Annotated in this window: 24 protein-coding genes; 10 read left to right on the top strand and 14 right to left on the bottom strand. The window is 55.7% G+C overall.

The features are described 5' to 3' along the window. The first annotated feature begins 1 nt into the window (after window position 1). The 4 genes from ectA (at window position 2) to thpD (ending at window position 3259) form a co-directional block, all read left to right on the top strand. Window positions 2–541, top strand: a complete 540-nt coding sequence (ectA, locus tag L6439_RS24095) for a diaminobutyrate acetyltransferase (protein ID WP_168178136.1) — start codon at window positions 2–4, stop codon at window positions 539–541. After that, window positions 538–1821, top strand: coding sequence for a diaminobutyrate--2-oxoglutarate transaminase (gene ectB / locus L6439_RS24090; RefSeq protein ID WP_213471163.1), 1284 nt, complete (start codon window positions 538–540; stop codon window positions 1819–1821). Before ectA ends, ectB begins: the two co-directional genes overlap by 4 nt. 62 nt (window positions 1822–1883) lie before the next feature. Continuing rightward, the gene (locus L6439_RS24085; RefSeq protein WP_168178134.1) at window positions 1884–2267 is read left to right on the top strand and encodes an ectoine synthase; all 384 of its coding nucleotides are present in this window, start codon (window positions 1884–1886) and stop codon (window positions 2265–2267) included. A gap of 89 nt (window positions 2268–2356) precedes the next feature. Beyond that, window positions 2357–3259, top strand: a complete 903-nt coding sequence (gene thpD / locus L6439_RS24080; protein ID WP_168178133.1) for an ectoine hydroxylase — start codon at window positions 2357–2359, stop codon at window positions 3257–3259. Window positions 3260–3810: 551 nt separating this feature from the next. On the opposite strand, the gene L6439_RS24075 is transcribed toward thpD, so the two are convergent. The 5 genes from L6439_RS24075 to pepV form a co-directional block, all read right to left on the bottom strand. Continuing rightward, a complete protein-coding gene (locus tag L6439_RS24075) occupies window positions 3811–4242 on the bottom strand; it encodes a TlpA family protein disulfide reductase (RefSeq protein WP_213471164.1) in 432 nt (143 codons plus the stop codon). A 2-nt stretch (window positions 4243–4244) separates the two neighbouring features. After that, window positions 4245–6188: an ABC transporter ATP-binding protein gene (locus L6439_RS24070; protein WP_213471165.1), complete on the bottom strand. Its 1944-nt coding sequence runs from the start codon at window positions 6186–6188 to the stop codon at window positions 4245–4247. A 455-nt stretch (window positions 6189–6643) separates the two neighbouring features. Beyond that, window positions 6644–8338, bottom strand: a complete 1695-nt coding sequence (locus L6439_RS24065) for an ABC1 kinase family protein (RefSeq protein ID WP_213471167.1) — start codon at window positions 8336–8338, stop codon at window positions 6644–6646. Next, a complete protein-coding gene (locus tag L6439_RS24060; RefSeq protein ID WP_168178128.1) occupies window positions 8298–8669 on the bottom strand; it encodes a phasin family protein in 372 nt (123 codons plus the stop codon). The genes L6439_RS24065 and L6439_RS24060 overlap by 41 nt, the downstream gene beginning before the upstream one ends. Window positions 8670–8779: 110 nt before the next feature. Further along, window positions 8780–10219 carry a dipeptidase PepV gene (gene pepV, locus L6439_RS24055; protein WP_172879109.1) on the bottom strand — a complete coding sequence of 480 codons (1440 nt, stop codon included), beginning with the start codon at window positions 10217–10219 and terminating at the stop codon, window positions 8780–8782. 316 nt (window positions 10220–10535) lie between these two features. Here pepV and gpmA point away from each other — a divergent pair, with 316 nt between their 5' ends. Next, window positions 10536–11282 carry a 2,3-diphosphoglycerate-dependent phosphoglycerate mutase gene (gpmA, locus tag L6439_RS24050; protein WP_213471168.1) on the top strand — a complete coding sequence of 249 codons (747 nt, stop codon included), beginning with the start codon at window positions 10536–10538 and terminating at the stop codon, window positions 11280–11282. Between the two features lie 80 nt (window positions 11283–11362). Here gpmA and L6439_RS24045 read toward each other — a convergent pair whose 3' ends face one another. From L6439_RS24045 to L6439_RS24030, 4 genes are all read right to left on the bottom strand, one after another. Then, a complete protein-coding gene (locus L6439_RS24045; protein WP_213471169.1) occupies window positions 11363–12469 on the bottom strand; it encodes a Ger(x)C family spore germination protein in 1107 nt (368 codons plus the stop codon). After that, entirely contained in the window at window positions 12466–13560 is a 1095-nt protein-coding gene (locus L6439_RS24040; RefSeq protein ID WP_213471170.1) for a GerAB/ArcD/ProY family transporter, read from the bottom strand. Before L6439_RS24040 ends, L6439_RS24045 begins: the two co-directional genes overlap by 4 nt. Before the next feature lie 4 nt (window positions 13561–13564). Continuing rightward, on the bottom strand, window positions 13565–14980 hold the full coding sequence (locus L6439_RS24035; protein WP_213471171.1) for a spore germination protein: 1416 nt from the start codon (window positions 14978–14980) through the stop codon (window positions 13565–13567). Window positions 14981–15120: 140 nt separating this feature from the next. Beyond that, window positions 15121–16002, bottom strand: coding sequence for a hypothetical protein (locus L6439_RS24030; RefSeq protein ID WP_168178122.1), 882 nt, complete (start codon window positions 16000–16002; stop codon window positions 15121–15123). 205 nt (window positions 16003–16207) lie between these two features. Here L6439_RS24030 and L6439_RS24025 point away from each other — a divergent pair, with 205 nt between their 5' ends. Beyond that, window positions 16208–16606 carry a DUF3221 domain-containing protein gene (locus tag L6439_RS24025; protein ID WP_168178121.1) on the top strand — a complete coding sequence of 133 codons (399 nt, stop codon included), beginning with the start codon at window positions 16208–16210 and terminating at the stop codon, window positions 16604–16606. A 75-nt stretch (window positions 16607–16681) separates the two neighbouring features. On the opposite strand, the gene L6439_RS24020 is transcribed toward L6439_RS24025, so the two are convergent. Continuing rightward, complete coding sequence (locus L6439_RS24020) at window positions 16682–17254, bottom strand: thymidine kinase (protein ID WP_168178120.1); 573 nt, start codon at window positions 17252–17254, stop codon at window positions 16682–16684. 91 nt (window positions 17255–17345) lie between these two features. Beyond that, complete coding sequence (locus L6439_RS29560) at window positions 17346–18620, bottom strand: NUDIX hydrolase N-terminal domain-containing protein (protein ID WP_168178119.1); 1275 nt, start codon at window positions 18618–18620, stop codon at window positions 17346–17348. Between the two features lie 286 nt (window positions 18621–18906). Between L6439_RS29560 and L6439_RS24005 the strand changes: the two genes are divergently transcribed. Then, window positions 18907–19980 (top strand): acyl-CoA dehydrogenase family protein, encoded by a 1074-nt coding sequence (locus L6439_RS24005; protein WP_168178118.1) that lies wholly within the window; start codon window positions 18907–18909, stop codon window positions 19978–19980. A 122-nt stretch (window positions 19981–20102) separates the two neighbouring features. Here the strand turns inward: L6439_RS24005 and L6439_RS24000 are convergent, their stop codons facing one another. Continuing rightward, window positions 20103–20291, bottom strand: a complete 189-nt coding sequence (locus tag L6439_RS24000) for a hypothetical protein (protein ID WP_168178117.1) — start codon at window positions 20289–20291, stop codon at window positions 20103–20105. 177 nt (window positions 20292–20468) lie between these two features. Continuing rightward, the gene (locus tag L6439_RS23995) at window positions 20469–21392 is read right to left on the bottom strand and encodes an aldo/keto reductase (protein WP_168178116.1); all 924 of its coding nucleotides are present in this window, start codon (window positions 21390–21392) and stop codon (window positions 20469–20471) included. 426 nt (window positions 21393–21818) lie between these two features. On the opposite strand from L6439_RS23995, the gene L6439_RS23990 reads away from it, so the two are divergent. Further along, window positions 21819–22148, top strand: coding sequence for a thioredoxin family protein (locus tag L6439_RS23990; protein ID WP_213471172.1), 330 nt, complete (start codon window positions 21819–21821; stop codon window positions 22146–22148). Window positions 22149–22289: 141 nt separating this feature from the next. Further along, on the top strand, window positions 22290–22862 hold the full coding sequence (locus tag L6439_RS23985) for a class I SAM-dependent methyltransferase (RefSeq protein ID WP_168178114.1): 573 nt from the start codon (window positions 22290–22292) through the stop codon (window positions 22860–22862). 112 nt (window positions 22863–22974) lie between these two features. Here the strand turns inward: L6439_RS23985 and maa are convergent, their stop codons facing one another. Then, a complete protein-coding gene (gene maa, locus L6439_RS23980) occupies window positions 22975–23538 on the bottom strand; it encodes a maltose O-acetyltransferase (protein WP_168178113.1) in 564 nt (187 codons plus the stop codon). A gap of 196 nt (window positions 23539–23734) precedes the next feature. Here maa and L6439_RS23975 point away from each other — a divergent pair, with 196 nt between their 5' ends. Further along, window positions 23735–24400: a tetratricopeptide repeat protein gene (locus L6439_RS23975; RefSeq protein ID WP_168178112.1), complete on the top strand. Its 666-nt coding sequence runs from the start codon at window positions 23735–23737 to the stop codon at window positions 24398–24400. Window positions 24401–24604: the final 204 nt, after the last annotated feature.

Below are 24604 nucleotides of genomic sequence, written 5' to 3'. Positions count from 1 at the left end.
CATGAAAGCAAATGTAACGCGCTCCTTGCCCTGCGCAATCCGCAACGCGCGGAAGGGCGATGGAACGGAATTATGGAAGATGGCGACCGAGAGCGGGACGCTCGATGTCAACTCGGCCTATTGCTATATCATGCTGTGCGAATATTTCGCCGACACCTGCTTCGTGGCTGAACAAGATCGGAAACTTATCGGGTTTGTATCCGCGCTGCGGCCGCCAGAGATGCCGGACACGCTTTTCGTATGGCAAATCGCGGTGCGCGACGGCTATCGAGGCAGAGGGATCGCCGAAGCGCTGCTCCGCACATTGCATGATGCGGCATGCCGGGCTCGGGTGCGGTTTATAGAGACGACGATCACGCCGAGCAACACGGCTTCCCAGCGCCTGTTCGCCAAGATGGCGAAAACATGGAAAAGCGCGCTCGTGACGAAGGCGGGATTCTCCGCTCATCTCTTTCCGGAAGGCGCTCATGAGACGGAGAAGCTGATCCGCATAGGGCCTTTGCGCCACAATACACACGATAGAATGGAGACGGTGACATGAAGGTATTGGATGGAAGAACGCCATCGCTGCAAGTATTCGATTCGTTGGAGTCTGAGGTGCGAAGCTACTGCAGGTCGTTCCCGGCCGTATTTACGAAGGCGCAAGGCTATAAGCTGTGGGATGCCGACCATCGCGAATATATTGATTTCTTCGCCGGAGCCGGAGCGCTCAACTACGGGCATAACAACCGGGCGATGAAGCGGAAGCTGCTGGACTATATTCAGCAAGACGGCGTGACGCATAGCCTGGATATGGCCACGAAGGCGAAGGAACGGTTTCTGCAGAAATTTCACCAAGTCATTTTGAAGCCGCGGGGACTTGAATACAAGGTGATGTTCCCCGGACCGACAGGGGCGAACTCGGTAGAGAGCGCCTTGAAGCTGGCGCGCAAGGCAACGGGGCGAGCGACCGTCTTCAGCTTCACGAATGCCTTCCACGGCATGACGCTTGGCGCCTTGTCCGTCACGGGCAACAAGTTCAAGCGGCGAGGGGCGGGCATCCCTCTGCATCATACGGTCACGATGCCTTATGACGGATATCTGGGTCCGGATATCGACACGCTCGACTATATGGAATGCTATATGAATGACAGCGGAAGCGGGGTGTCGCGGCCGGCCGCCATCATCGTGGAGACCGTTCAAGGGGAAGGCGGGATTAACGAGGCGAGCAATGAATGGCTGCAGCGGCTGGAGCGGATTTGCCGCAGCCACGAGATTGTGCTCATCGTGGACGATGTGCAGATGGGGTGCGGCCGGACAGGGACCTTCTTCAGCTTCGAGCGGGCGGGCATTACGCCGGACATCGTCTGCCTCTCCAAATCGATAGGCGGGTATGGGCTGCCCATGGCGCTAACGTTAATCCGCCCCGACCTCGATATCTGGGAGCCTGGCGAGCATAACGGCACGTTCAGGGGGAATAACTTGGCTTTTATTACTGCGGCCGAGGCGCTTGACTATTGGAAGAATGAACGCTTTACGCAAGATATCGTGGCAAAAGGAAAGATCATTCGCTCTTGCTTGGAAGAGCTGGTCGCACAATATCCTGAACTACAAGGAACGGCGAGAGGCCGGGGATTGATGCAGGGGATCGCCTTCGGCATCCCGGGCATGGCGGAGCGGCTCTGCGCCAGAGCCTTTGCGAAAGGGCTCATCATGGAGACATCGGGTACAGACAGCGAAGTGGCGAAGATTATGCCGCCGCTCACGATTGATGACACGGGTCTGCTTGCAGGCTTGGATATTTTGCGAACATGCGTGAAGGAAATGGCGGAAGAGCTGTAGCCAGCCATTCTCTCGCGGCACGTGCAATGTTGGAGAACATGAACAATTAGGAGGAATTTGCGATGATCGTCAAGCAATTGTCCGATATTCTCGGTACGGAACAGGATGTGAAGGCGGAGACATGGAACAGCCGCAGGTTGCTGCTCAAGAAGGACGGGGTCGGTTTTTCCTTGCATGATACGCTGATTAAGGCAGGCACGGAGACCGAAATCTGGTATAAACATCATGTGGAGGCGGTCTACTGCATCGAGGGAGAAGGGGAAATCGAGGTCGTCGAGAGCGGAGCCGTCTATCCGATTCAACCCGGCACGTTATATGTGCTCGATGGCCACGAGAAGCATCTGCTGAGAGGGAAGAGCCAGATGCGCATGCTGTGCGTCTTCAATCCGCCCTGCACCGGCAATGAGGTGCATGATGCGGACGGCGCATATCCGTTAGAAGTCTAAGCGTGGTTGCAAGCGAACGAATAGAAGCGATGACGAAAAAAGCGGGAACGCGAACCGCCATTCTCTTTTACGGAAGGAGCACGATCATATTGACAGGACAAAGCCAAGTTCAGCAGGCCGCAAGAACGCCGGATCTGTATCCGTCCAGAGTGAATACGGAGACCTTATTATTGAAGCGCCAGGATCCGGTTGTCTACAACCATGCGATCGGGCAGGCGGAGATAACGGCCGATCAGCTTGCTTCTTATGAAGCGGACGGATACTTGTTCCTGGATTCGTTCTTCAGCGAGGACGAGGTGCAGGCATGGAAGCGGGAACTGGTCCGCTTGTTCCAGGATTATAAGGGCAGCGCGAAGCCGGAAGTGATTCGGGAGCCGGGCAGCGAAGAGATACGCTCGATTTTTGCCGTGCACCGGGAAGGCATCTTCCAACAGCTGGCGAATCACCCGAGAATTATCAAGATCGTGGAACAGATTCTCGGCAGTCAGGTCTATGTGCACCAATCGCGCATTAATTTCAAGCAAGGCTTTACGGGCAAAGAGTTCTATTGGCATTCCGACTTCGAGACATGGCATGTGGAAGACGGCATGCCCCGCATGAGGGCATTGAGCTGCTCCATTGCCTTGGAAGAGAACAATGCGAACAACGGTCCATTAATGGTCATCCCCGGCTCGCACCGCACGTTCGTCTCCTGTATCGGGGCCACGCCGGACGACCATTATAAATCTTCGCTGCGCCGTCAGGAATACGGCATTCCCGATCGGGACAGTCTTATTCATCTGGCGAATCAAGGCGGCATTGCAGCGCCTACGGGCAAGGCCGGCTCGATTCTATTGTTCGACTGCAACGTGATGCATGGCTCGAACAGCAATATTACGCCGTTCCCGCGCAGCAATGTATTCATTGTCTATAACAGTGTCGATAATCAGCTTGAACCGCCGTACTCAGGCAAGCCGCCAAGACCTGATTTTATCGCGGCCCGTTCATTCTAGCTGAGGATGAGAGAGCGGTGAATCGCTTGCTCGCTCAATATGGAGAAGACCCATCGCGGATGGGTCTTCTTTTGCCGTCCGCCCGGCATAGGCTATAAAATTATCCATAAATAGGAGACGGATTGCTTTGCGATAGCCGGCATTTCACATTTGATAGTAAAACGAAATATGGATTTTATGGTAGAAACGATATATTATATACATGAAATAAAAGTAATTGGTAATGGAGGTAATGAAAGTGAAAAACTTTTTAAGCAAGTTGACCGGATTCCAGCCTCCCGCCGCACGTTGCATCTTAACGCGCAGAGTCGTCTCCTGCCGCTCCGACGCCCTTTGCATTATCCAAAAAGTATCCTCCTGGGAGTACTATGTCGATCGGGATACGGGGGAAGAGTGTACGAGGCCAAGTAAAGTAAGATGCGGTTGCTAGGCACAAGCCTATGTTGTCCAGCATGAGAATGCATTGAACCAGGGAAGCGATTTCGCCTCTGACAAGGCGCAAAATCGCTTCTCTTCTTGTCCGTTTTTCTTCCCATGCGAACGCTGCTCATTCATATCGATAAGGAATTGGGGACCCGGTCATGGGATCGTGCCGATTCATTCGCCAGCATATTCCACAGCATGTTCGAATTCAGTAACGATTGATGGAACTCAAGTGTTCCGTTTTGATTCACGACAAAAGCATAGGGAACTTTTGAGACGCCATAGGCTTCCATGATGTCCAGGGAGCGAATATAATCGATCCCGGAAGGCAGCATCGCTTGAATCTCTTCGTCATCGGATTGCTTATCCGTATTGATAACGACGATGTGCATATCCCAAGTGTCAACCGCTCTTTTTAAGTCAGGCAGTATGCTTTTGCAGGTCTGGCATGTCGTATTGTTCATGATGCGAATATGTTCACGATAGTTCCGCGCTTTATGCAAAAAGGTGGAGAAAAACAAAAAGGCAAGTACATGCCGGAACATCAAAACGAGAGCCATGTTTAGACGAAAACCCCGCTTTCTTGGTTATAAATCTTGGTCTGAGCGCGATAGATGCGATGGTATTCTCCTTGTCGGCGCAAAAGCTCCTTATGTGTGCCTTCCTCGACGATTTGACCTTCCTTCATCACCAAAATATAGTCCGCCTGCACGGCGACGCCAAGACGATGCGTAATAATCAGCACCGCTTTGTCATTGTTCCCTTGAAATAATTCATGGATAACATCAAGCTCCGATTCCGGGTCCATGGATGAAGTGGGTTCATCCAGAATAATCATATCCCCGTTCTTGAAGAGAGCTCTGGACAAGGCCAGCTTTTGCCATTGACCGCCGGATAATTCGCTGCTTCCTTCAAAATGACGTCCGAGCAGGGATTCATATTGTTCAGGCAGATTTGAGATATGTTCATGAATTTTCGTTTTTTTTGCGGCAGCGATTACTTCAGGCTTGCTCGGGTTGTTCAGATTGCCGAATCCGATATTTTCCCGGGCGCTGAATTCAAATTCGATGAAATCCTGAAATAAAGCGGAAATCCGTTGATGGTAGGAGGAAATATCATAATGGCGCAAAGGAATTTGGTTGACGCATATCGTATGTTCACCCGTTTCATAGAGTCCCAGTATGCATTTGATCAGCGAGGTCTTGCCGGAGCCGTTTTCTCCGATGATGACGATCTTTTGTCCTTTTTCAATAGACAGATGAATATTTTTGAGAGCCGGTTTGGTTTGATTCGGATAAGTAAACGTGAGATTTTGCACGCTGATTCGATGGATAGCGCCGCATTTGATGCGAGAAGGTGAACTTGACAACTCCTTTTTTTGTTGAAAAGAGTTGAAATCTTCAATATATAAACTGATCTCATAAATATTGGACAGCGATGCGGAAATCTCGGTCAAACTCGACTGAATATTTTGAATCGACTGCAAGGCCGCCACAAACGCCCCGATTTCTAACCTCTTGGCCGAGATCAGCAGGATAATGAGAATCCCGGAGACGATATAGGTTAATGTGAGCAGCATACTGCCGGCAAGCTCCCATATGCCTTGATTTTTGGACAAATTGTATTTTTCTTGCGCGCTCCGCTTATAGAACGAAGACCATTTGTCGATCAGGTGCGGGCCCAGTCCAAAGAGGCGGATTTCCTTCAAAGAGTCTCGTTGGCTCAGGAGATCGGATATATACATTTCTCTTCTCTGATAGGGAGTCAAAAATCGAGTGAGCGCATATCTTTTATTGCCGAAGCGGATATGAATCATCAGGATCGGAATCGAAAATACAAAGATAATGACCAGCAATCCCCAATGAATATTGGTAATGTAGCCGACTAAAGACAAAACCGTGATGATGGTGCTTCCCAAAGACAGGATGGTCTTGACCAGGGAAACGATCTGGAAGTGGCTATTGATAATTCGCTGGTTCTGATCATAAAAAGACGGATCCTCAAAGGCCGGGTAGGGCAGATTCATAATTTTGCCGAAGATCTGTTTTTTAAGCACCAGTCCGAGCTGATTTTCAAGTTTTTGATCATTTAATTGTGAGAAAAATTGCAGAATATAGGCAGAAAGGATGATGACCATTTGGAAGCTTAACATCGACAACGCTCTCGCGAATCCATGCCCGGGTTGAGCGATGAAAACAACCTCGTTCACGAGTTCTTGCATCGTCCACACGCTCAGCAAAGGCAAGAAACCTAGCGCGAGATAAAGCGCAACGGAGACGTAAAAATAGGGTCTGTGCAATCTCCAGATATAAAGAATAGCAAACCGGGAACTGTTCCAAATATTAGAAAAAGAATGCATCATTTCTCGCCTTTCATCAATATTTGCCATCATAGTAAAAAATAAGTATGATATGAAATGAGTATATACATAATTTGGTAGATGCGCAAGGACGAAATTATGAGTGGCGTAGGAAGGGGGGAGCCGCCGCCTGTACCCTTTGCTCAACCAGCAAGCTCCCTCTATTGTCTTGCCGGATGCCGACGGTACTCTCTTTGATTTAACCCATGTCATAGAGAAGAAGGGAATACTGCTTATTTTTATCGATTCTCATTGCCCTTACTGCATCCCTTCACTAGAGAGATGGATTCAGTCAAATAGGGAGCGGGGATCCGATCCCCATGCGGCCGTTTTGCTGCAGGAGGGCGGAATTGGCGGCTACAAAGACCTCTATAGCGATAGTACAGGGATCCGATTTTTGCAAGCCGGACAGAAATTATTCGAAGCCTGCCGGGTTACGGAATATCCTTACTTTGTCTATGTGAATTCCAAGCAAGAGATTGATTATGCTTCTCCGGATCCGGAGGGATGGCGGGGGAAGATGGAACTGCTTCACAGTTGCGCGGAGTCTAGGGGATAGAGGCGGGGAGAAGCGTCATCGGCCAGTTCCCCGCCCTGTCTTGCTAGAATCTGCCGGAGCGGAAAATCGACAGAAGCAGCCAGATGAACATCAAGGCCGCGATAAGGAAGCCGATCTCGATCGCGGGAATATCCCAGAGCAGCGTCGGCTTCCTGCTGAGCGAGGAGCCGACGATCAGCCCGACCATAATGATGCTGAAGGCAAGCAGCACAATGCTGAAGGAGAGCCGATTGCTGATCTGATCGAGCTTGTGCAGCACATGCTCCAGATCGCGCAGCTCCATTTCGGCCTTGATCTTGCCCCGGCTGAGGAGGGAGGACAGCCGGCTCGCCTGCATCGGCAGATCGGACACCGCTTGCGCCAGATCGAGCGCGCCGCCGACCACCTTCTTCTGAATGCGGCGGAAGCTGTATTTTTCCTTCAGCAGCTTCACGCCGAACGGCTCGGCCATATCGAGGATGGAGAGGGTCGGATCAAGCCTCTCCACGACGCCTTCCAAGGTGAGCAGCGCCTTCGCCAACAGAATCAGATCGGGAGGGAACACGATCCGGTGCTTCTCGGCGACGGCGAACAAGTCATGGAGAGACTCGCCGAGGCTCACCTCGGAGAACGGCACATCGTAGTACCGGTCCCGCAGCCGGTCCAGGTCGCGGCGAAGCGCATCCATGTCCGTCCTGTCGGAGATGAGGCAGAGCCGCGCAATCGCACGGAGCATGCCCGAGGTTCGATGCTGCATCAGCGCGATAATCAGCTCCGCTAAATACTCCTTCATTTCCCCGTTCAGTTGGCCCACCATGCCGAAGTCGATGAGGCCGATTCGGCTCTGGGCGAGCACCATAATGTTGCCGGGATGGGGATCGGCGTGGAAGAAGCCGTCGATGAAGATCAGATGCAGCATCGCGTGCACGAGGCGTTCGGCGATCCGTTTGCGCTCCGGCCCGTCTGGAAGCCGTTCCGTATAATGGTTCAGCATCGTGCCGTCCACATATTCCATGGTCAGCACCTTGGCCGAAGAGCGATCCCAATCGATGCGCGGAATCTGGATGCCCGGGTCTCTGCGCAGCAGATGCGCCATCTTGTCGGTGTTGCGCCCTTCATGCTGATAGTCGAGCTCGGCGATCATCGATTTGGCGAATTCCTGAACCATCTCCGGAATCTGATACTCGGACACCCAGGACCAACGGCGCGTAGCCGCTTCGGTCAGCCCCCGGAGGATTTCCAAATCCCGCTCGATAATGGAGGTAATGCCGGGCCGCTGCACCTTGACGGCCACCGCATCGCCGTTCGGCAGCCAGGCCTTGTGCACCTGGCCGATGGAGGCGGCGGCGAGCGGGATATCCTCGAAGCGCAGAAAAAGCTGCCCAAGCGGCCGGCCCAGCTCGTCCTCGATGATGCGCCCGGCTTCGGCGCCCGTGAAGGGCGGCACTTGGTCCTGCAGCTTCTCCAGCTCATGAATAATGCTGCCCGGCAGCAGATCGGCCCGGGTGCTGAGCAGTTGGCCCAGCTTGATGAATGCCGGGCCAAGCTCCTCCAGCACGAGGCGAAGGCGTTCGCCCAGCGTCTTCGTCTGCAGCGTCTCCTGCGTAATCCAGCGGCGGGGCAGGGATAACACCCGGCGCAATCCGATTTCCTCCACAATATAGCCGAAGCCATGGCGCATCAGCGCCATGGCGATATCGCGGCAGCGGCCGGCATGCCTAATCCGCACGGCCGTCCGTCTCCATATTCGGCTGTCCATCTTCTTCCCGGGGGTCTTCCGGGTCAGCCCCTTCGAGCGCGGCCACCCGCTGCTCCAGCATCATGACCCGCTGCTTCAGCGCGCTCAGGTCGGAACCGGCGGCCACATCGAAGTCCTGCAGCTTGCGCTTCACCATATCCTGAAGCGAGGCGCTGAAGGAGGCCTGCTCCTCTTCTCCCCGTTCCACCAGTTGGTTAACGAGCGCCTTGGACTGCTCCGGAGCGAGCTGTCCCTTCTGGACTAGCTCGTCGACGGCGGCTTCGATTTTCTCTTTGCTGACCACGGCCAGACCCCAGCCCAAGGAGACCGCTTTTTTCAACAAATCACTCACGTTCCCAATCCCTCCCTCATCGTTATATCCCTAATATGCCCAGGAGGGTCCGATTTCATTGCCACGCCATAGAGGCGGGAGAGGGCGGAGCAGCGAGCCATCCGCTTCCATCAGTCTTCCAGATTGGCCAGCTCATAGATGGCCCGCGCATAGATGGCGGTTGCCTTCAGCAGATCGTCGATGATGATGTGCTCGTCGACCTGATGCGCGGTCTCTTCGCGTCCCGGGAAGAGGGCGCCGAAGGCGACGCCGTTATCGAGGAAGGCCGCATAGGTGCCGCCGCCGGTCGTGAGCAGCGCAGGCTCCAACTGCGTCTCTTCCTGGTAGATTTGCTGGAGCGTCCGAATCATCGGATGGTTCCGATCGACATGATGCGGCTCCTTCAGATCAATCTCGCGATCCATCTCGATGCCGTACTCCGCAATCTTCTCCTGCAGCGGCTTCAACACATCGGCAGAGCTATAGGAGACCGGAAAGCGGATATTGAGATGGAAGAACGGAGCCGACTCGCCATCGTATTGGAAAATACCGGCATTGACCGTAAGCGGTCCGGTAATGTCATCGACACAGGCAATGCCGAGGGCGGTGCCCAGATGGTCATCGACCAGATGCTTGTCAATGAACCCGATATACCGCGCGGCATCCGGCTGGAAGGCGTAACCCGCAAGGAAGCGGATGAGCTTCAAGGCGGCGTTGACGCCGACATGCGGCTCCATCCCGTGCGCCGATTTGCCCCGCATGCGCAGGGTTGCTTGACCTTCGCTCACTTCCGCGGCGCCGGCCAGTCCCGCATCGGCGCAGTACGCCTCATACCGCTTGGCGAGGGAGACGAGCGCTTCCGGTTCGCCTGCGACGACGGCGGCGGCCGATTCCGGCACCATATTGGCGATGCCTCCGCCATCGAAGCGGACGAGCTCGTATTGCGGCGCTCCAGAATCGCCGGAGGAAGAACCGCCGAAGCCGCGGAGGTAGAACTTCGTATTGATCTGTCCCTTCTCCGCATGAGTAATCGGGAAATCCGCATCCGGCGCGAATCCGGACACCGGCATTGGTTCCCGCTCGGTATAAGTCTTCATGCATTCCATTCCGCTCTCTTCGTCCGTCCCGAAGATGACGCGCACCCGGCGCTTAAGCGGGAGGCCCAGGTCCTTGACGAGCTTGAGACCGTAGAAGGCGGCCATCGTCGGGCCCTTGTCATCGATCGCGCCCCGGGCGAACAGCTTCCCGTCGCGGATATCCGGCTCGAACGGCGGGGTGGTCCACTGCCCGGTCGCCGGGACGACGTCCAGATGGCAGAGCACGCCGACATATTCCGGCGCCCCTTCATTTCCATACTCGGCATAGCCGACGTAGCCGTCGAGGTTGCCGGTGCGGAATTGCTCCCGCTCCGACAGCCCGAGCATATAATCCAGCGCCTGGGCGATATTTCGTCCCATCGGCTGTCCCGGCCCGGCCGTAGCGTTATCCTTCGTGCTCTCGATCCGGAGCAGGCCTTGCAGGTCTTGCAGCAGCTCTTCTTTTCTCTTCTCGACTTCAGCCAACCAGTTCATGTCAACACGCTCCTTCAGCATGGCGTTCGGCACCAATGTAATAGGTAAATTTCATCTTCTCCTTCCCGACTGCGGGAACGGATGCAAGCCAAGCCAAGCTTCGCTCTAAAAGTAGTATAAAGCGGGAGGCGCAAAATACTCAACTTTCTTATCCGCCGGGCCATCGTGCCATCGGGGCATCTTGTGCCGCGCGCCCGGGAGAATCGGCGCGGGAACGCAGGGAAGGGCCGTATTCGATATAGCCGCCGAAGTTTGCTATAATCATCCATATATCAGAGATACCGGCTGGAACCGGATGAAGGCAGGAGGGATTGAGATGAACAAACTCGTATTGCTGCGCCATGGCCAGAGCGTATGGAACTTGGAAAACCGCTTCACGGGGTGGACCGATGTGGACTTATCCGAGCAAGGCCTGAAGGAAGCGCGCCTGGCGGGAGAAATTTTGAAAAAGCATGGCTACACCTTCGACGAAGGGCATGCTTCGGTGCTGAAGCGGGCGATCCGGACGCTCTGGATCGTGCTGCATGAGATGGATCTCATGTGGATTCCGGTCCATAAGACGTGGAAGCTCAATGAACGGCATTACGGCGCGCTGCAGGGCCTGAACAAGGCGGAGACGGCCGAACGGTACGGTGAGGAACAGGTCCAGCTGTGGCGCCGTTCCGTCGATGTGAGGCCGCCTGCGCTGGACCTGAGCGATCCGCGGTATGAAGCGTCCGCGCCTCAATACAAGGATCTCCGTGAAGGAGAATTCCCTCTGACGGAAAATCTGGACGATACGGAAGCCCGGGTGCTCAGCTATTGGAATGAGACGCTCGCTCCCGCCATCTCGGGCGGCAAGCGGATTATCGTGTCTGCTCATGGCAATACGATTCGGGCGTTGGTCCGGTACCTGGACAAACTGACGTCCGACGGCATTGTCAGTCTCAATATCCCGACCGGGACGCCGCTTGTCTATGAACTGGATGACTCTCTCGCGCCGCTCCGGCGTTACTATCTGGGGCCCGACGGCGAGATTCCGATGGAGGACTTCCCCCATCTGCCGTACGGAACGAACCGTTGATGCCATAATGAAGCCTCCTGCCATTTTCCCGGGCAGGAGGCTTTTGTGCGCATCGGACAGGCTCGCCCCGCCCCGCTCCGTTATATTTCCATTTTGCCGGACTCTTTAATCCGGACTTTGGGGTTCACGGTTACTTTGATATCCGGGAAGGCGTCATGCCAATCGAGTGCTTTCCACGCTTTGTATCCGATCCGGTTGCGGACATATTGTCCGAATCCGAACGGATCGACTTTTTTCTCCTGCACGGATCGTATCATGTCCTCGGCTTCTTTTTTGATATACTCGGTCATCATCTGCTCCAATCGCCGCTGGTTCTCATAATGCCTGGACGACAATTTCCCGGTGTATTCCAATATGGATCCGCTGATTTCGAGATCGACGCGGACTTCGATATCGCGCCCGTTCCGGTGAGAGACGCTAACCGTCCGCTTGTTGGACATCGACCCAAGCATCACATGCTCTTTTTTGCCTCCTTCCCCTTCCAGTTGGAACATCATCTCTCCGTTCGGGGAGCTGCTTCGCAGTATGGACAGAAGGAGACCCTTCGGTGCGGGAATCTGCCCCACATACTGTTCCCCCCGGAATAACGCGATGCCCGCCACTTCGAGCGTTTCGGGATGCGCCTTCATTACCGGCGCAACCGGATCGATCCCGTCATCGAACAGATCCCGGATGAAGCTGTACATACTCACTTCGGGAATCATGGAGCTTTCGATGACCGAATGCAGCAGCTTGTCGATATATTCCCCTGTTAAAGGATAATGGGGGTAACTCGCCGCGATAAGGTCCTTTGCTTTGCCATCGACGATGATGACGTGAATTTTACTGCCGACCGACGGATCCCTCAGCAGCGTATCCAGATGCCGCCACGTTCCTTTGCGGGTGACCTCCAGCCCGAACAGAATATTCCGCATCTGTCCGTTGACCAGCTTGCGGTTGTTCTGCCGGTTGAACCGCATGCGGGCTTCCTTCGCCGTCCTGGCGACGGTGGATAGCGTGAGCTTCTCCTGCTGGTTCGAATTCGGAATGCTGATTGTCACCTCGAGCAGTTGTTCGCCTTCCGGTGATTGCCCCGCGCTATCGAATGCGATTGAACGGATGAAGCCGATCTGCTCCAAAATATTTTGATCCCGGCAGGCGGTAAGCGACATCGACAGCAAGCAGATGAGCACAGCCAATCGTCTCATGAATGCAGCCTCCTTTTCCGGTGCCGCTGCCTCCACAGCAGCAGAAGCAAAAAGACAGGCGCTGCGAAGGAGAGGCCGATTTCAATAAAATAAGCATTCCGCAGCCACAGCTCCGACTTGCGCAGGATATTCGGGAGAAAGGCGGTGCCGTAAGCGAGACATACGACAATGAACTCCAGCAGCTTGGGACGGGCATGAGGAATGACCCGGCGCAGCGCTTGCACAGACGCAAAACAAAATATGACGGCAGAAGCCAGGTTCGTGAACAAGAAGATGGTAAACGTAATATTTTCGATCCGAGTAATAAAGGGCAGCTCGATATAAGCCAGCAGATTGATAATCGGATATTTGAGCAGCTGCAGCTGCTTCAAGCTGAAGAATCCGTAGGCGGTAACCAAGACGAGCAAGTAGACGGCGGTGGCGAACAGGTGGCCGAGGTAGACGCCCCGCAGCCATTTACCGTCCTTCTCGACAAAAGGGAACAGCAGCAGGCACAGCTCGTAGCCGACAAAGACCGTAAACAGCTCGGCCCAGTTATGGAGCGCCCCCTCGGAAGCCACCGCACCCTGAAAAATATAGGGGGTCATCCGGACCGCCTTCCATTCGTCGAAGAAATAGAAATTGAGAAGCGGCATCCACGCCGTCAGGAAAAAGATCATGGTGGTCGCCTTGCTAATGCCGTAAATCCCTTTGGTGAGCAAAAAGTACAGCATGAAGCAGAACAACAGAAACAGCATCATCGGATCGGTCGTAGGGAACGAGATCATCTGGTAAATCAAAATATAGTTTTTGCCGACAAGGCTGCCGATGAACAGCCAGAAGCCGGCCAGAACGAGATAGAACGGATAGAGCAGGGAGCGAGGGAACGATGCTTCCATAATATCGAAGACCGACGCCCCTTTCCCGAGACGGAAGACGAGCGAGATCATGAAAATGTTGACCAGGGCCGCTCCAGACAAGAGGAGCAGCCCGATCCAGCCGTTCGTGCCGAGATTTTCCGCCGAGATGCGCGGCAGGACGAACAGCAGGACATCCAACTCGATGGCGTAAATTAAGATGGCAATGTGGAACCAATTCAGTTTTTCCCGCATTTCATCACCGCTTCATCTTGTTCTTCACATCGTTAACCGTACGGGCGATAGAGGGCCTGAAGATAAGCTTCGCCAATGGGCCGCGGATGAACGTATCGAGCCAGTCGAGCCGGTTCATCGGGGCGACGGGCGTAAGATACGATGTGCCGAGATTCGTTACTCCGGCCAGATGGATGATAACCAGCCCGAGACCGACCATAATGCCGAAGTTGCCCCAGATTCCGGCCAAAATGATAAACGCAAAGCGAATGAGCCGGATGGAAGCGCTCATGATATAGCTTGGAATCGCGAAGGATGCAATAGCTGAGGTGGCAACAGCGATAATCAAAATATTGCTCGTGAACCCGGCCTGTACGGCAGCCTGTCCAATGACGATCCCGCCCACGATCCCGATGGTCTGGCCGATCTTCGTCGGAAGCCGGACGCCTGCTTCCCGGAGCAGCTCGATGGTCGTCTCCATCAGCAGCGCTTCGATTAACGGGGGAAAAGGCACCTTGCTCCTGGATTCGGTCAAGTTCAGGAGCATCGTATGCGGGATCATTTCATAATGATAGGTCGTGACCGATACATAGAAGGCCGTAAAGCCGATCGTGATAATAAAGCCGACCAGGCGAAGCAGCCGCAAGGCGGAACCGATATGCCAGCGCTGATAATAATCATCGGGAGACGAGAAAAATTCAAAGAACGATGTCGGACTGATAAAAGCGGTGGGACTTCCGTCGACGAAGCCGACGATACGGCCGGCGACGAGCTTCGAGACGGCGGAATCGGTTCGTTCGGTCGTCATGAACTGCGGGAAAATGGAGTTCGGATTTTCATCGATCATCTGAACGAGCATATGAGCCTCAAATACGGCGTCAATCTCCATTTCCTGTATCCGCTTCTTCAATTTCTCGACATGCTCGGGATGGACAATATCTTCGATATACATAAGAACGATATCCGTTTTCGAGATTTCGCCCACGGCCAGGCGGATTGCTTTGAGGTGAGAGCTGCGCACCCGCTGGCGCACGACAGCGATATTCTCTTTCATATTCTCCACGAATCCGTCATGCGGCCCGGAGATGACCGTCTCGGTCTCCGATTGCTCCACGCTTCGGCCGACAGGGTGGGCGATATCAATCAAATACGTAAGGGTATGATGGAACAAGGCCGCTTTTCCTTGCAAAATGCCATCAACGCACTCCTTGGACGTACGGGCTATCGAATATTGCGGCCGGGAGAGCATATCCGACGCTTCTTGATCGGTAGCGCGGTCGAACGGAGCGATCACCTCGCGGACGAGCTCATCGTGACCGGCCAGTCCCGCTAAATAGAAGACATGGATATGACAATTCGGGAAGGAGCGTTCCTGGAAATCCATGCAATCCTGAAATTGCTTGCGCACATGCTCCATTTTCGGGCTGCCGGAATCGTTCATCCTCGTCTCACCTCCTAACGGATCGTACAAAGAGAATTGTGTCCATTCAGGGAGTGAATTACTCTTCGGCCCCGAAATGGCCATATAAAAAAACGGACCCCCCGCTCGCATGGAAGCAGTCAGGGCCCGTATAACCGGCATCAGTCAATCGAATTTAAAGCTCGGAGTCTTCCGCCCTGGCGGATCAGCCACTCTCCGCTCTCCCAGTCGGATAATCCGGCGGCTTCCGATTCGTAGTACAAATCGAACCGGATGCCCATGCCGCTGTCCCAGGGGCTCTGAACGATAACGGAGCGGAAAATGTTTTCCAAGCCCGGAATGGCAAATCCAGCCGGCTCCGGGAATATTTCCTCCATCTCCCGCCGCGAAATTTTCGTCTCCAGCGCGAATTGAAGTAGCGGTTTATTCGTATAGACATCGTACACGAATTCGAATTTCGGCGTTCTTTTCACCGTAAAATCGGTAATGTCGGTCCTAAATTCGGCATCGCTGGCCGGAATGATGAATGGCCAATCCTCTCCGGGATACCGATACAGATTGCTGACGCTGCCTATTTTGGCCATGGCCGCATCCCATTCCGATTTGTCTAAGTCGGAAGCCGGGATATTCACTCCGGCATGATCGATTCCTGTCAGACGGCCCTGAAGCTGGCGGAACAGACAGGATATCGTCATATATGCCGCGGCTTGCTGATGAGGAGCGTCGTCGTGCGGCGGGTTCGCCGCTTCGCCTGTCATTGGGGCGCCGCCGATGTCCCCGGATGCCGAGCTGACGAGGAGAGGATGCTGGCGGCAATGAAGTTGAATCTTCTCGTCGGTGTTCAAGAGGAGCATCGGGAGCTTCAAGTCTCCCGTCCGGAACTCGATCGCAGGCAGAGCCGAATCCGTACAGGACGGGCGCAGAGCCCTTTCTGTGCGGAAGGCGGGGATTTGCTCCAGCAAGGCATAGAAATAACCGCACCATTCCTTTTCCGCCTCTGTGGCCCCAGGAAAAAGAAAGATGATTTTATCCAATCGTCTCATGGTCTGGTCCTCCCGACATAGTTTTTCAATCCGGCCCCCTCATAGCGCCCGTGCGGAGGGTCCCGATGGCCGAATTTGCCTCTGAAAGCACGCTAAATAATATTGATTTGTGACAAATTTGTTAATTAACGGAAAAACAAAAGGGTATTAATCTTTTATATAGAAATAGATTCCTGTACCAAAATATAGAAGGAGGATCATAAATATGATTACCAAGAAAAAGTTAGTTGCCGGGGTGCTCGCTCTCTCCTTAGGTTTAGGGTTTACGGCAGGAGTAACGCCTCCTTTTGCGCATGCGGATGAATCCGCATCGACGAGAATCTCTGGCGCAGTTATTGATGACCTGGAACTAGCGACTTTCACCGGATATGTCATTTCGATCGGTGACACGTATATGACGATTGCCAATGCGCCTACAAAAGAAGAAGCGCTGCAAGGGGAGTGGTGGGATCTTGTGAATCAAGGCAAGATATTATTAGTTCCTTCTCCGAAAAACGAAACCTATGCGGCAGGAGACAAAGTAAAGGTATATTATAAAGCGATGACGATGTCACTCCCGCCGATTGCGGTTGCGCCTATCCTCGAAAAAATCGCCGACGAATAGAATCCACCTCCCAACCCAGCACCGTTCAGGTGCTGGGTTTTTTGGCAAGTGTGGACCCCATCCTGGAATAAGTCGTTACAAAGGAGGATGGAAGTAACAACGGCGGCATACCGGGTAATACCGTTCATTGCCGCCAATCTGGATCTGTTCGCCGGAGTAGACGGGCTTGCCGTCGTCGCCGATGCGAAGATTCATGGTTGCCTTCCGTTCGCAGAACCAGCAGATCGTTTTCATTTCCTCGATTTTATCCGCATACAGCAGCATATAACGGCTGCCCTCGAACAGCTCATTGCGGAAGTCATTCTTGAGTCCGAAGCCCATGACCGGAATATCCAGCTCGTCGACGATGCGGGCCAACTGGAGGACCTGCTCCTTGGTGAGGAACTGGACTTCGTCGACGAGCACGCAGGAGACAGGTCCGCCGTGCAGGGAGACCTCCCGGAATATATTCGTATCGGCATGGACAAGCCGGGCCGGGCGCTTCAAGCCGATGCGGGACGACACATACCCGACGCCGTCCCGGTCGTCCACTGCCGAGGTGAAGATAAGCACCGGCTTGTTCTGCTCCTCATAATTGTGGGCCACCTTGAGCGCTTCGATCGATTTGCCGCTGTTCATCGCCCCGTAGCGGTAATAAAGTTGAGCCATTGCTGCCACTCCATTCTGCAGTTGTTGAAGATCTCGTGATGATGCCGGGTCTGTGCGCACACATTCTAGTCGCATCGGCATATTGGAGGAATCAATCGAATAATGCGGGCTGCTCCGGCATGCGATTGAATTGGAACAGCATGTGAAGCTGCGCTGCCGTATTGCGCTGTACGGATAGAGCGGGAAGATCGTCTTCGGGGAAAAAGCGGGCGTCTTCCGTCTCGACCCCGCCGCGCGCCGCGCCGCCAGACAGCCGGCATTGAATGAAAATTTTGTAGACATGATGCGGCTCGGGAGGATGGCGGTGCAGCCGCTTATCAAGCACGGCCAGCAGACGGACCGCTTCCGCGTCATAGCCCGATTCCTCCTTAATCTCCTTCACGGCGACTTCGGCCGGCGAGAGGCCCACATCGGCCCAACCGCCCGGCAGCGCCCAGCATCCGTCCGATTTCTCCTTGACCAGCAGGATCCTATTGTGTTGGAAGACGACGCCGCGAATGTCGACCTTCGGGGTGGCATAGCCGCTGTCCCGGGCGAAGGCCAGCTCCACCGTCCGCTTCTCCTCGCCGGACTGCTCGGCCATCATGGCGACGCTGATGTCGCGCAGCTCTTCGTACCGCTCCCGGTCATAGATATCCTGGCCGTAAGCGAGGCCGGTCTGAGCGATCGCTTGAATGCGCAGCGTCCAGTCGAGCCAGCGGCGATCGGCGGATGAATCGCCTCCCTGACGGCCGATGACGTCCAGCAACTCCCGGGGATGCCCCAATATTCCGTTCGGCTGAGTCTCGAATTGCCGCGTCTGCACCGTGCCGAACCATTGGGCCGCGAACGTCGGGACGCCGGCTCGGCGGCCAGCGGCGATATCGGCCTCGCTGTCGCCGACCCATACGATCTCATTCGGAGCCAGGCCGATCGTCTGCAGAAGCTGATGGATGCCTTCCGGATGGGGCTTCGGCTGCCGCACGTCATCGCCGGTCACCGCAGCGTCGATATACGGGTCCAGTCCAAGCTGCCGGACCGATATCTCGTAAGAGCGCCGGCTCTTGCCGGTCAGGACGCCGATGGACAAGCCCCGCGACTTCAGCTCGCGCAGCAGGTTCATGACCGGCTCCGAGGAGCGGGCCCGGCTCGGGTGCCAGCGGCGGTAATGCTCATAGTACGCTTCGATCGCTTGCGGAAGGAAGCCCTTGTGACGGAGATTGGCCGCCAATATGCCCTCTTCCGTCGGACCGAACATGGACATGATGTCATGGTCTGTCAGCGTTCGCTTGTCATAGGTCTGGAAGACCTGCCGAAATGCATGCAAAGACAATGGCAATGTATCCGCCAATGTGCCGTCGAAATCAAACAACACCGTACGAATCATAGTCTTGCCCTCCGTTTCTGCTCGGGAATGGTCAGATCCGGTTCCGCTGCTTGCTTGCGCGATTCGCGTCAAGGAGCTGTCTCGGTTCACTTGCTTCTTATGATAAAGAATGGAGGCGGCCAAAGCAATGGCGCAAATCGAAGGCGGAAGCGCTCTCCCCGTCCCGGTACGCTGCGCCTGTCCTCTGCCGGGGTTCCATGTTATATTGGAAAGAGCAGGGCGGGAGCGGAGCGGTTCCCGCCCCGGAATCCAAACCATCAAGACCGGAGAAGCAGGAGGGATGCCGATGTTTTTCAACTCAGAAGAAATTGCTTATATCCGCGAGAGGTCGGCGGACATGGAGCGGTCCGGAAGCCTGGCGCCGGGCGTCCTCGATCTGCTGTTCAATAAGGGCTGGTTCAAGCTATTCGTGCCGAAGCGTCTGGGAGGGAGCATGACGCCGCTGCCGGAGGCGGTTCGCCTCTTCGAAGAAGCTTCCTGGGTCGACGGGAATGTAGGCTGGACAATCACCATCGGTTCCGGGGGCGGCTTCTTCGTTCCGTTCTTGCCGCCCGCGTCCGCGGAGCGGTTGTTCGCGCCGCCGGAGGCGGTCGTGGCCGGCTCGGGCATGCCGACGGGAACGGCCCGCCGCGTCGAGGGAGGGTATATCGTCACCGGTCAATGGCAATATTGCAGCGGCTCGAAGCATGCGAGCCTGTTCACGGCGAATGCGTTGATCGGGCATAACGGCGCCGCTGCGGAGCCAGAGATGCGCGCGTTCGCTTTTCTGCCGGATCAGGTGGCGATCGAGGAGGATTGGGATGCCTTCGGCCTGCAGGCGACGGACAGCCATACGATATCCGTGCGGAAGCAATTCGTGCCGGAGGACATGACCTTCCTGCTGACGGAGCGGCAGACGGAGGACCGGGATCCGATCTACGATTATCCGTTCCTTCCGTTCGCGCAGGCCTCGTTCGCCGGCGTCGCTATCGGGCTGGGGCGCCGCTTCCTCGACGAAGCGGAGGAGATGCTGGCAGCCCGGCGCGCCGCCTGGTCGGCCTCCGAACGGGCCGCCTTGGTCGAACGGCTGCTCGCGGCGCAGCGCTTGAAGCTGGCTGCCGCTGTCGAGCCGTTCTACAGCGAACTGGAGTCGTCCTGGGGGCGGGTTGCCGAAGGCGGTACGCTGGATAAAGATGAGCAGGCGCGGGTGACCGCGTCCTGCCGGCATGCGGCCCGGGCCGCGCTCGAATGCGCCCAAGCGGTCTTCCCGTACATGGGGATGGCCTCGGTCATGAAGAGCGCCCCATTGAACCGGGCGTGGCGCGATCTGCAGACGGCCTGCCACCATTCGCTGCTCGTCTCGTTCGAGGATGGGGCGTAGCGGGCGTAGCAGCCTCGGCACGCGTCAAGCGTTCCGGCCTGCCTGCTGAAGGCTGGAGCCGCCGCTCAACGCGATCAAGGGGATGCGGCCTGCGCATCCCCTTGATCCATTGCGGAACGCTGCTAGGATCCACCCGTGCGGCGCCGCTGGTTATTCGGCTTCTTCGTATTCTGGCTTTTTAACACCTTGGCTGCCGATGAGCCGGAAAAGCCGCCTTTTTGACTCGCTTGCTGCTGCTTCTTCTTGGCCAGCATTTCTCTCATCGCATCCGCCAGATTGATTTTCTTTGGCTCATTTTGCTGTTCCGCCATTCCTTACACCTTCCTTCGCTTCTGCCGGCGTATCTTCTCCCGCGGAGCCGGTTCAACAGGCTCCTTACCGATAAGACTATCACGGGTTCTTGAGTGCGGACAACTCCGTATAACAAGACATATCGCTTGTCATGCCGGATGCCGATGCTGTCGCAGACGGCGCCGCCGTCTTGTCCGTTAATGATCCGCCCAGATCTGCGGATGATCGTCCGCCGCATGCCGCGCCGCCCGGGCGTTCCTCTCCACCTGCTCCTCATTCTTGCAACCGGGGATGACACAGGTGACTGCCGGATGGCGGAGACACCAGGACAGGGCCCACTCGGCCATGTCCATGCCGGCGGGCACTTCGTTCCTCTGAATCTCTTCCACCTGCTTCAGCCGCTCGTCGAGCTCTTCGCGGCCATGGCGATGGCGCACATCATTGGCGGCGAACTCGGTTCCCGGCTTGTACTTGCCGCTCAGGAATCCGCTCGCGAGAGGAACCCGCGCCAGCACGCCGAGATCCTGCTCAAGGCAAGCAGGGAACACTTCTTCCTCGGGCCCGCGATCGAGCCGATTGTAGACGAGCTGAATCGCGCCCGCTCCGACTTGCGTCGCCGAAGCCGTCTGGTGCATGCTGTTGCTCTTGTTCAGCGACAGGCCGATATGCCGGATCGTCCCTGCCTGCACCTGCTTGTCGAGCATTGTCCACAGGTCATCATTGTCGAATGCTTGATCATTGCCCGAATGGAATTGATACAGATCGATATAATCCGTCTTCAATGCCCGCAGCGACGCTTCCAGCTGCCCGCGCACCTCATCCGCCCCGTACCGGTCCGTGCGGTTCAGATGGGAGTGGAATTGATGCCCGAACTTCGTCGCGACGACCCAGTCCTCCCGCTTGTCCCGCCGCAGGAAATCGCCGATGAAGGCTTCCGACAGATGGTCGCCGTAGCATTCGGCGGTATCGATCAGGTTGATGCCGAGCTGCTTCGCCCGATGTAAAATACGATCCGCCTCCTGCTGCGTATAATCGTGGCCCCATTCCCCGCCGAACTGCCATGTCCCGATGCCGATAACCGACACTTTCAGATCGGTCCGTCCCAATCTGCGGTATTGCATGCCTCGTCACACCCTTCCTTTTTCGCTAAGGTCTTGTACCCATAATATCACAGCCGTACGGTCAATTCGAAGCGGCAGCGTTCGGGGCGCAGCAGAGCGTTGTCCATTATAAAAAAGGATGACGCCGGCTCTGCATGTGGTATCTTATGGAAGGGACGAACCGGTTCCAATTCTGAGGATGCCATGGAGAACAGAGATGAACTACGATTGTTTAATTGTAGATGAATGACGAGTGTATTCTTGCGGAAACCACCTGCGAGTATTTGAATATGTTCGAGGTGCGAACCGCCTTTGTGACGAGCGCGGAGGAATGCGAGCGGTTTTTGCAAGAGAATGAGAACTCTCTGATTCTTCTCGATATCAATCTGGGCCAACGCATGAATTAATACCGGGAGGGGTATATAATAGTGGGGAGGAGGTGTTCTTATGCCGGTTGTGGAACTAACCGATGCCACATTTGAAGAGCATATACGGAAGTATCCGCTTGTGCTGGTTGAATTTTGGGCCCCGTGGTGCAAGCCCTGTCAAGCCATGGCTCCCGTCATGGAGCAGCTGGCCGCCGAAGCCGAAGGACGGGCAAGCATCGCCGCGTGCAATGCGGATGTGAACTTCGTCGCCGCCGTCCGTTACCAGCTTCAAGGCATTCCATCCTTCGTCGTGTTCAAGGAGGGCAGGGAGTTCGCGCGCAAGGTTGGCACCCAGCCGGTATCCGTCCTGCTGGGCATGATGCAGAGCGCTCTCGAAGCCGATTTATAATGCGGAAGGTCCGGTCATATTCGGGACTTCTCTCTGTTGTTGGTTTTGCGCTTCTTGGTTAATATGAATGCAGGTGTGAATTGCAGCGGGCTTCCTTGGGGAGACTCCGCGCATCAGGTTGATTGTCAAGGAGGAGAAGAAATGTCAGAACGTCGCTTCAACCCGGAGAATATGGCGAAGCTGGACAGTCCGGAACGCCGTCAATCGCTCCCCCCTGAGCGCCTAGTCGCATTATTGAACATCGAGGATGGAGACACGGTCATCGATATCGGCGCAGGCACGGGATACTTTACCCTGCCTGCGGCGAAGCTGACCCGGGGCAAGGTGATTGCGCTGGATGCCGAGCCGCAAATGCTGGAGGAACTGCAAAAGCGGGCCCGGGAGGCCGGGCTGGGCCATATTCAGAGCCAGCTTGGGGAGATCGAACGCATGCCGGTGCCGGATGGGGCGGCCGATCATGTCATCGCCTCGCTCGTGCTGCATGAGGTGGAGCCGCCGGAGCAGGGCTTGAAGGAGATCCACCGCATTCTGAAGCCGGGCGGCCGGGTGCTGATCGCCGAGTGGGACGTGAAGAAGCCGAAGGAAGGCCCGCCGCCCGCTCATCGGATATGGTCCGATGATCTCCTTCATGCGATGCTGCAGCTCGGCTTCAAGGAGATCAGCGTCTCTTTTCCTTCTGAACAATATTACGTGATGACCGGCATGAAGGCATAGCTCTTCGGAGACGGGGGTCATCATCGCGTGTCATCCGAACGGCGCTAGCCGGATGCGAAGCCCCAAGGCCCGCATCCGGCTGTTCTGGTTGCTGAATCGTGGTCCGGCTGTGCTATTGGACGTCGATCGTCTTGATGATGCGGGCCGGATTCCCGCCGACGACGACATTGTCGGGCACATCCTTCGTGACGACGGCTCCCGACGCGACCACGACATTGTTGCCGATCGTGACGCCCGGATTGATGACGGCCCGGCCGCCAATCCAGACCCGATCGCCGAATGTGACCGGCTTCCCGAACTCTGCCCCGGAGCTGCGCTCTACCGGATCCAGCGGGTGGGTTGCGGTATAAATGTGAACGCCAGGCGCCAGGAAGCAGTCGTCGCCGATGCGAATCTCGCAGACATCGAGCATCACACAGTCGAAATTGGCGTAGAATCGTCTTCCGACATGAATGTTGTAGCCGTAGTCGCATTTGAACGACGGCTCGATATAGGCCCCTTCCCCCAAGCTCCCGAAGAGCGAATGCAGCAGGGTTGTCCGCTCCTTATAATCCGTTTCCACGGTCTGATTGTACAGACGGGTCAATCGTCTGGCACGCTCGCGGTCGCGCACCAATTCTTCATCTCCGGCACGGTACAGCTCGCCCCGGATCATCTTTTCCTTTTCCGAACTCATAGATGTCTCCTCTTCGTCGTCGTAGTATAAATTAGAAGCCACCCTTATTATGAATCCATCGCTGCCCCGGTTGCAAGCGGCCAGCGTCCGCCTTACCGTTCCGAAAAAACAGGCCCGGGAAGCAGGGATGGACAGGTAGGGGCAGGGTCCGGAATATGGTATACTCGGATCATTATGAGTTGAGGTGGATGTGAACGTGAGCAAATTTTTGGCCTTTGGGATGCTGTATTGGCTGTTGGGCAATCCGATTGCAGCCATCATCGTGCTGCTGCTCCTTCTATATGTGCTCGACCGGCGCTTTGTCGGTCTGTCGCCGAGCTTGTTCAGGCCGCTGAAGCGAAGGAACCGGATCGGGAAGCTGAAGCAGCAGCTTGGCGCCAACCCGCATGATGTATCCGCCAAGTTGGAGCTCGCCCGGCTGCTGATCGAGCGCAGAGCCTACCGGGAAGCGAGACAATGGCTGGAGCCCTTGCAGGAGACGATGGATCATTCGGCTGAATTCTGGGATGATCTCGGAGCCTGCTGGCTGCATACGGGCGAGCCGGAGCAGGGAGAAGCGGCAATCCGAAAGGCATTGGAGCTGAACCCCCGGGTCAAATACGGCCAGCCGTATCTCCGGCTCGCTTCCTTATATGCAGGGACGGATAAGAACCGGGCGATTGAGGCTTTGCAAGCCTATCAGGAGGTTCATTCCTCATCCTGCGAATCGTATTACCGCCTCGGCAAGCTGTACGAGCAGTTGGGCCGCAAGGAGGAAGCCCGGGAAGCGTGGAGCCAGGCCGTCGCGATCTATCGCGCGCTGCCGCGTTACAAGAAGAGGGAAGAACGGAAATGGATGCTCAAAAGCATGTTCAAGCGGTAGCGGGGCGCACATCCAGCTATTCCTTCACAGGGGTTGCAAGAGCCGGCAACGCTCCCTGCTGCTTGGAGCATACCCATTAAGAGGGTAATCCGGAAATCCCAGTAGTGGACTAATTAAAGGTTCGGGAGATTAATTAAAGGCGATTGTCCGATTGGGGATAATTGCCCTTTTTTTTGCGGCGCAAACGTTTACAATGGGATTTGT

The sequence above is a fragment of the Paenibacillus dendritiformis genome (assembly GCF_021654795.1).
Taxonomy (GTDB): Bacteria; Bacillota; Bacilli; order Paenibacillales; family Paenibacillaceae; genus Paenibacillus_B.
This window is presented reverse-complemented; position numbering and strand designations above follow the sequence as displayed.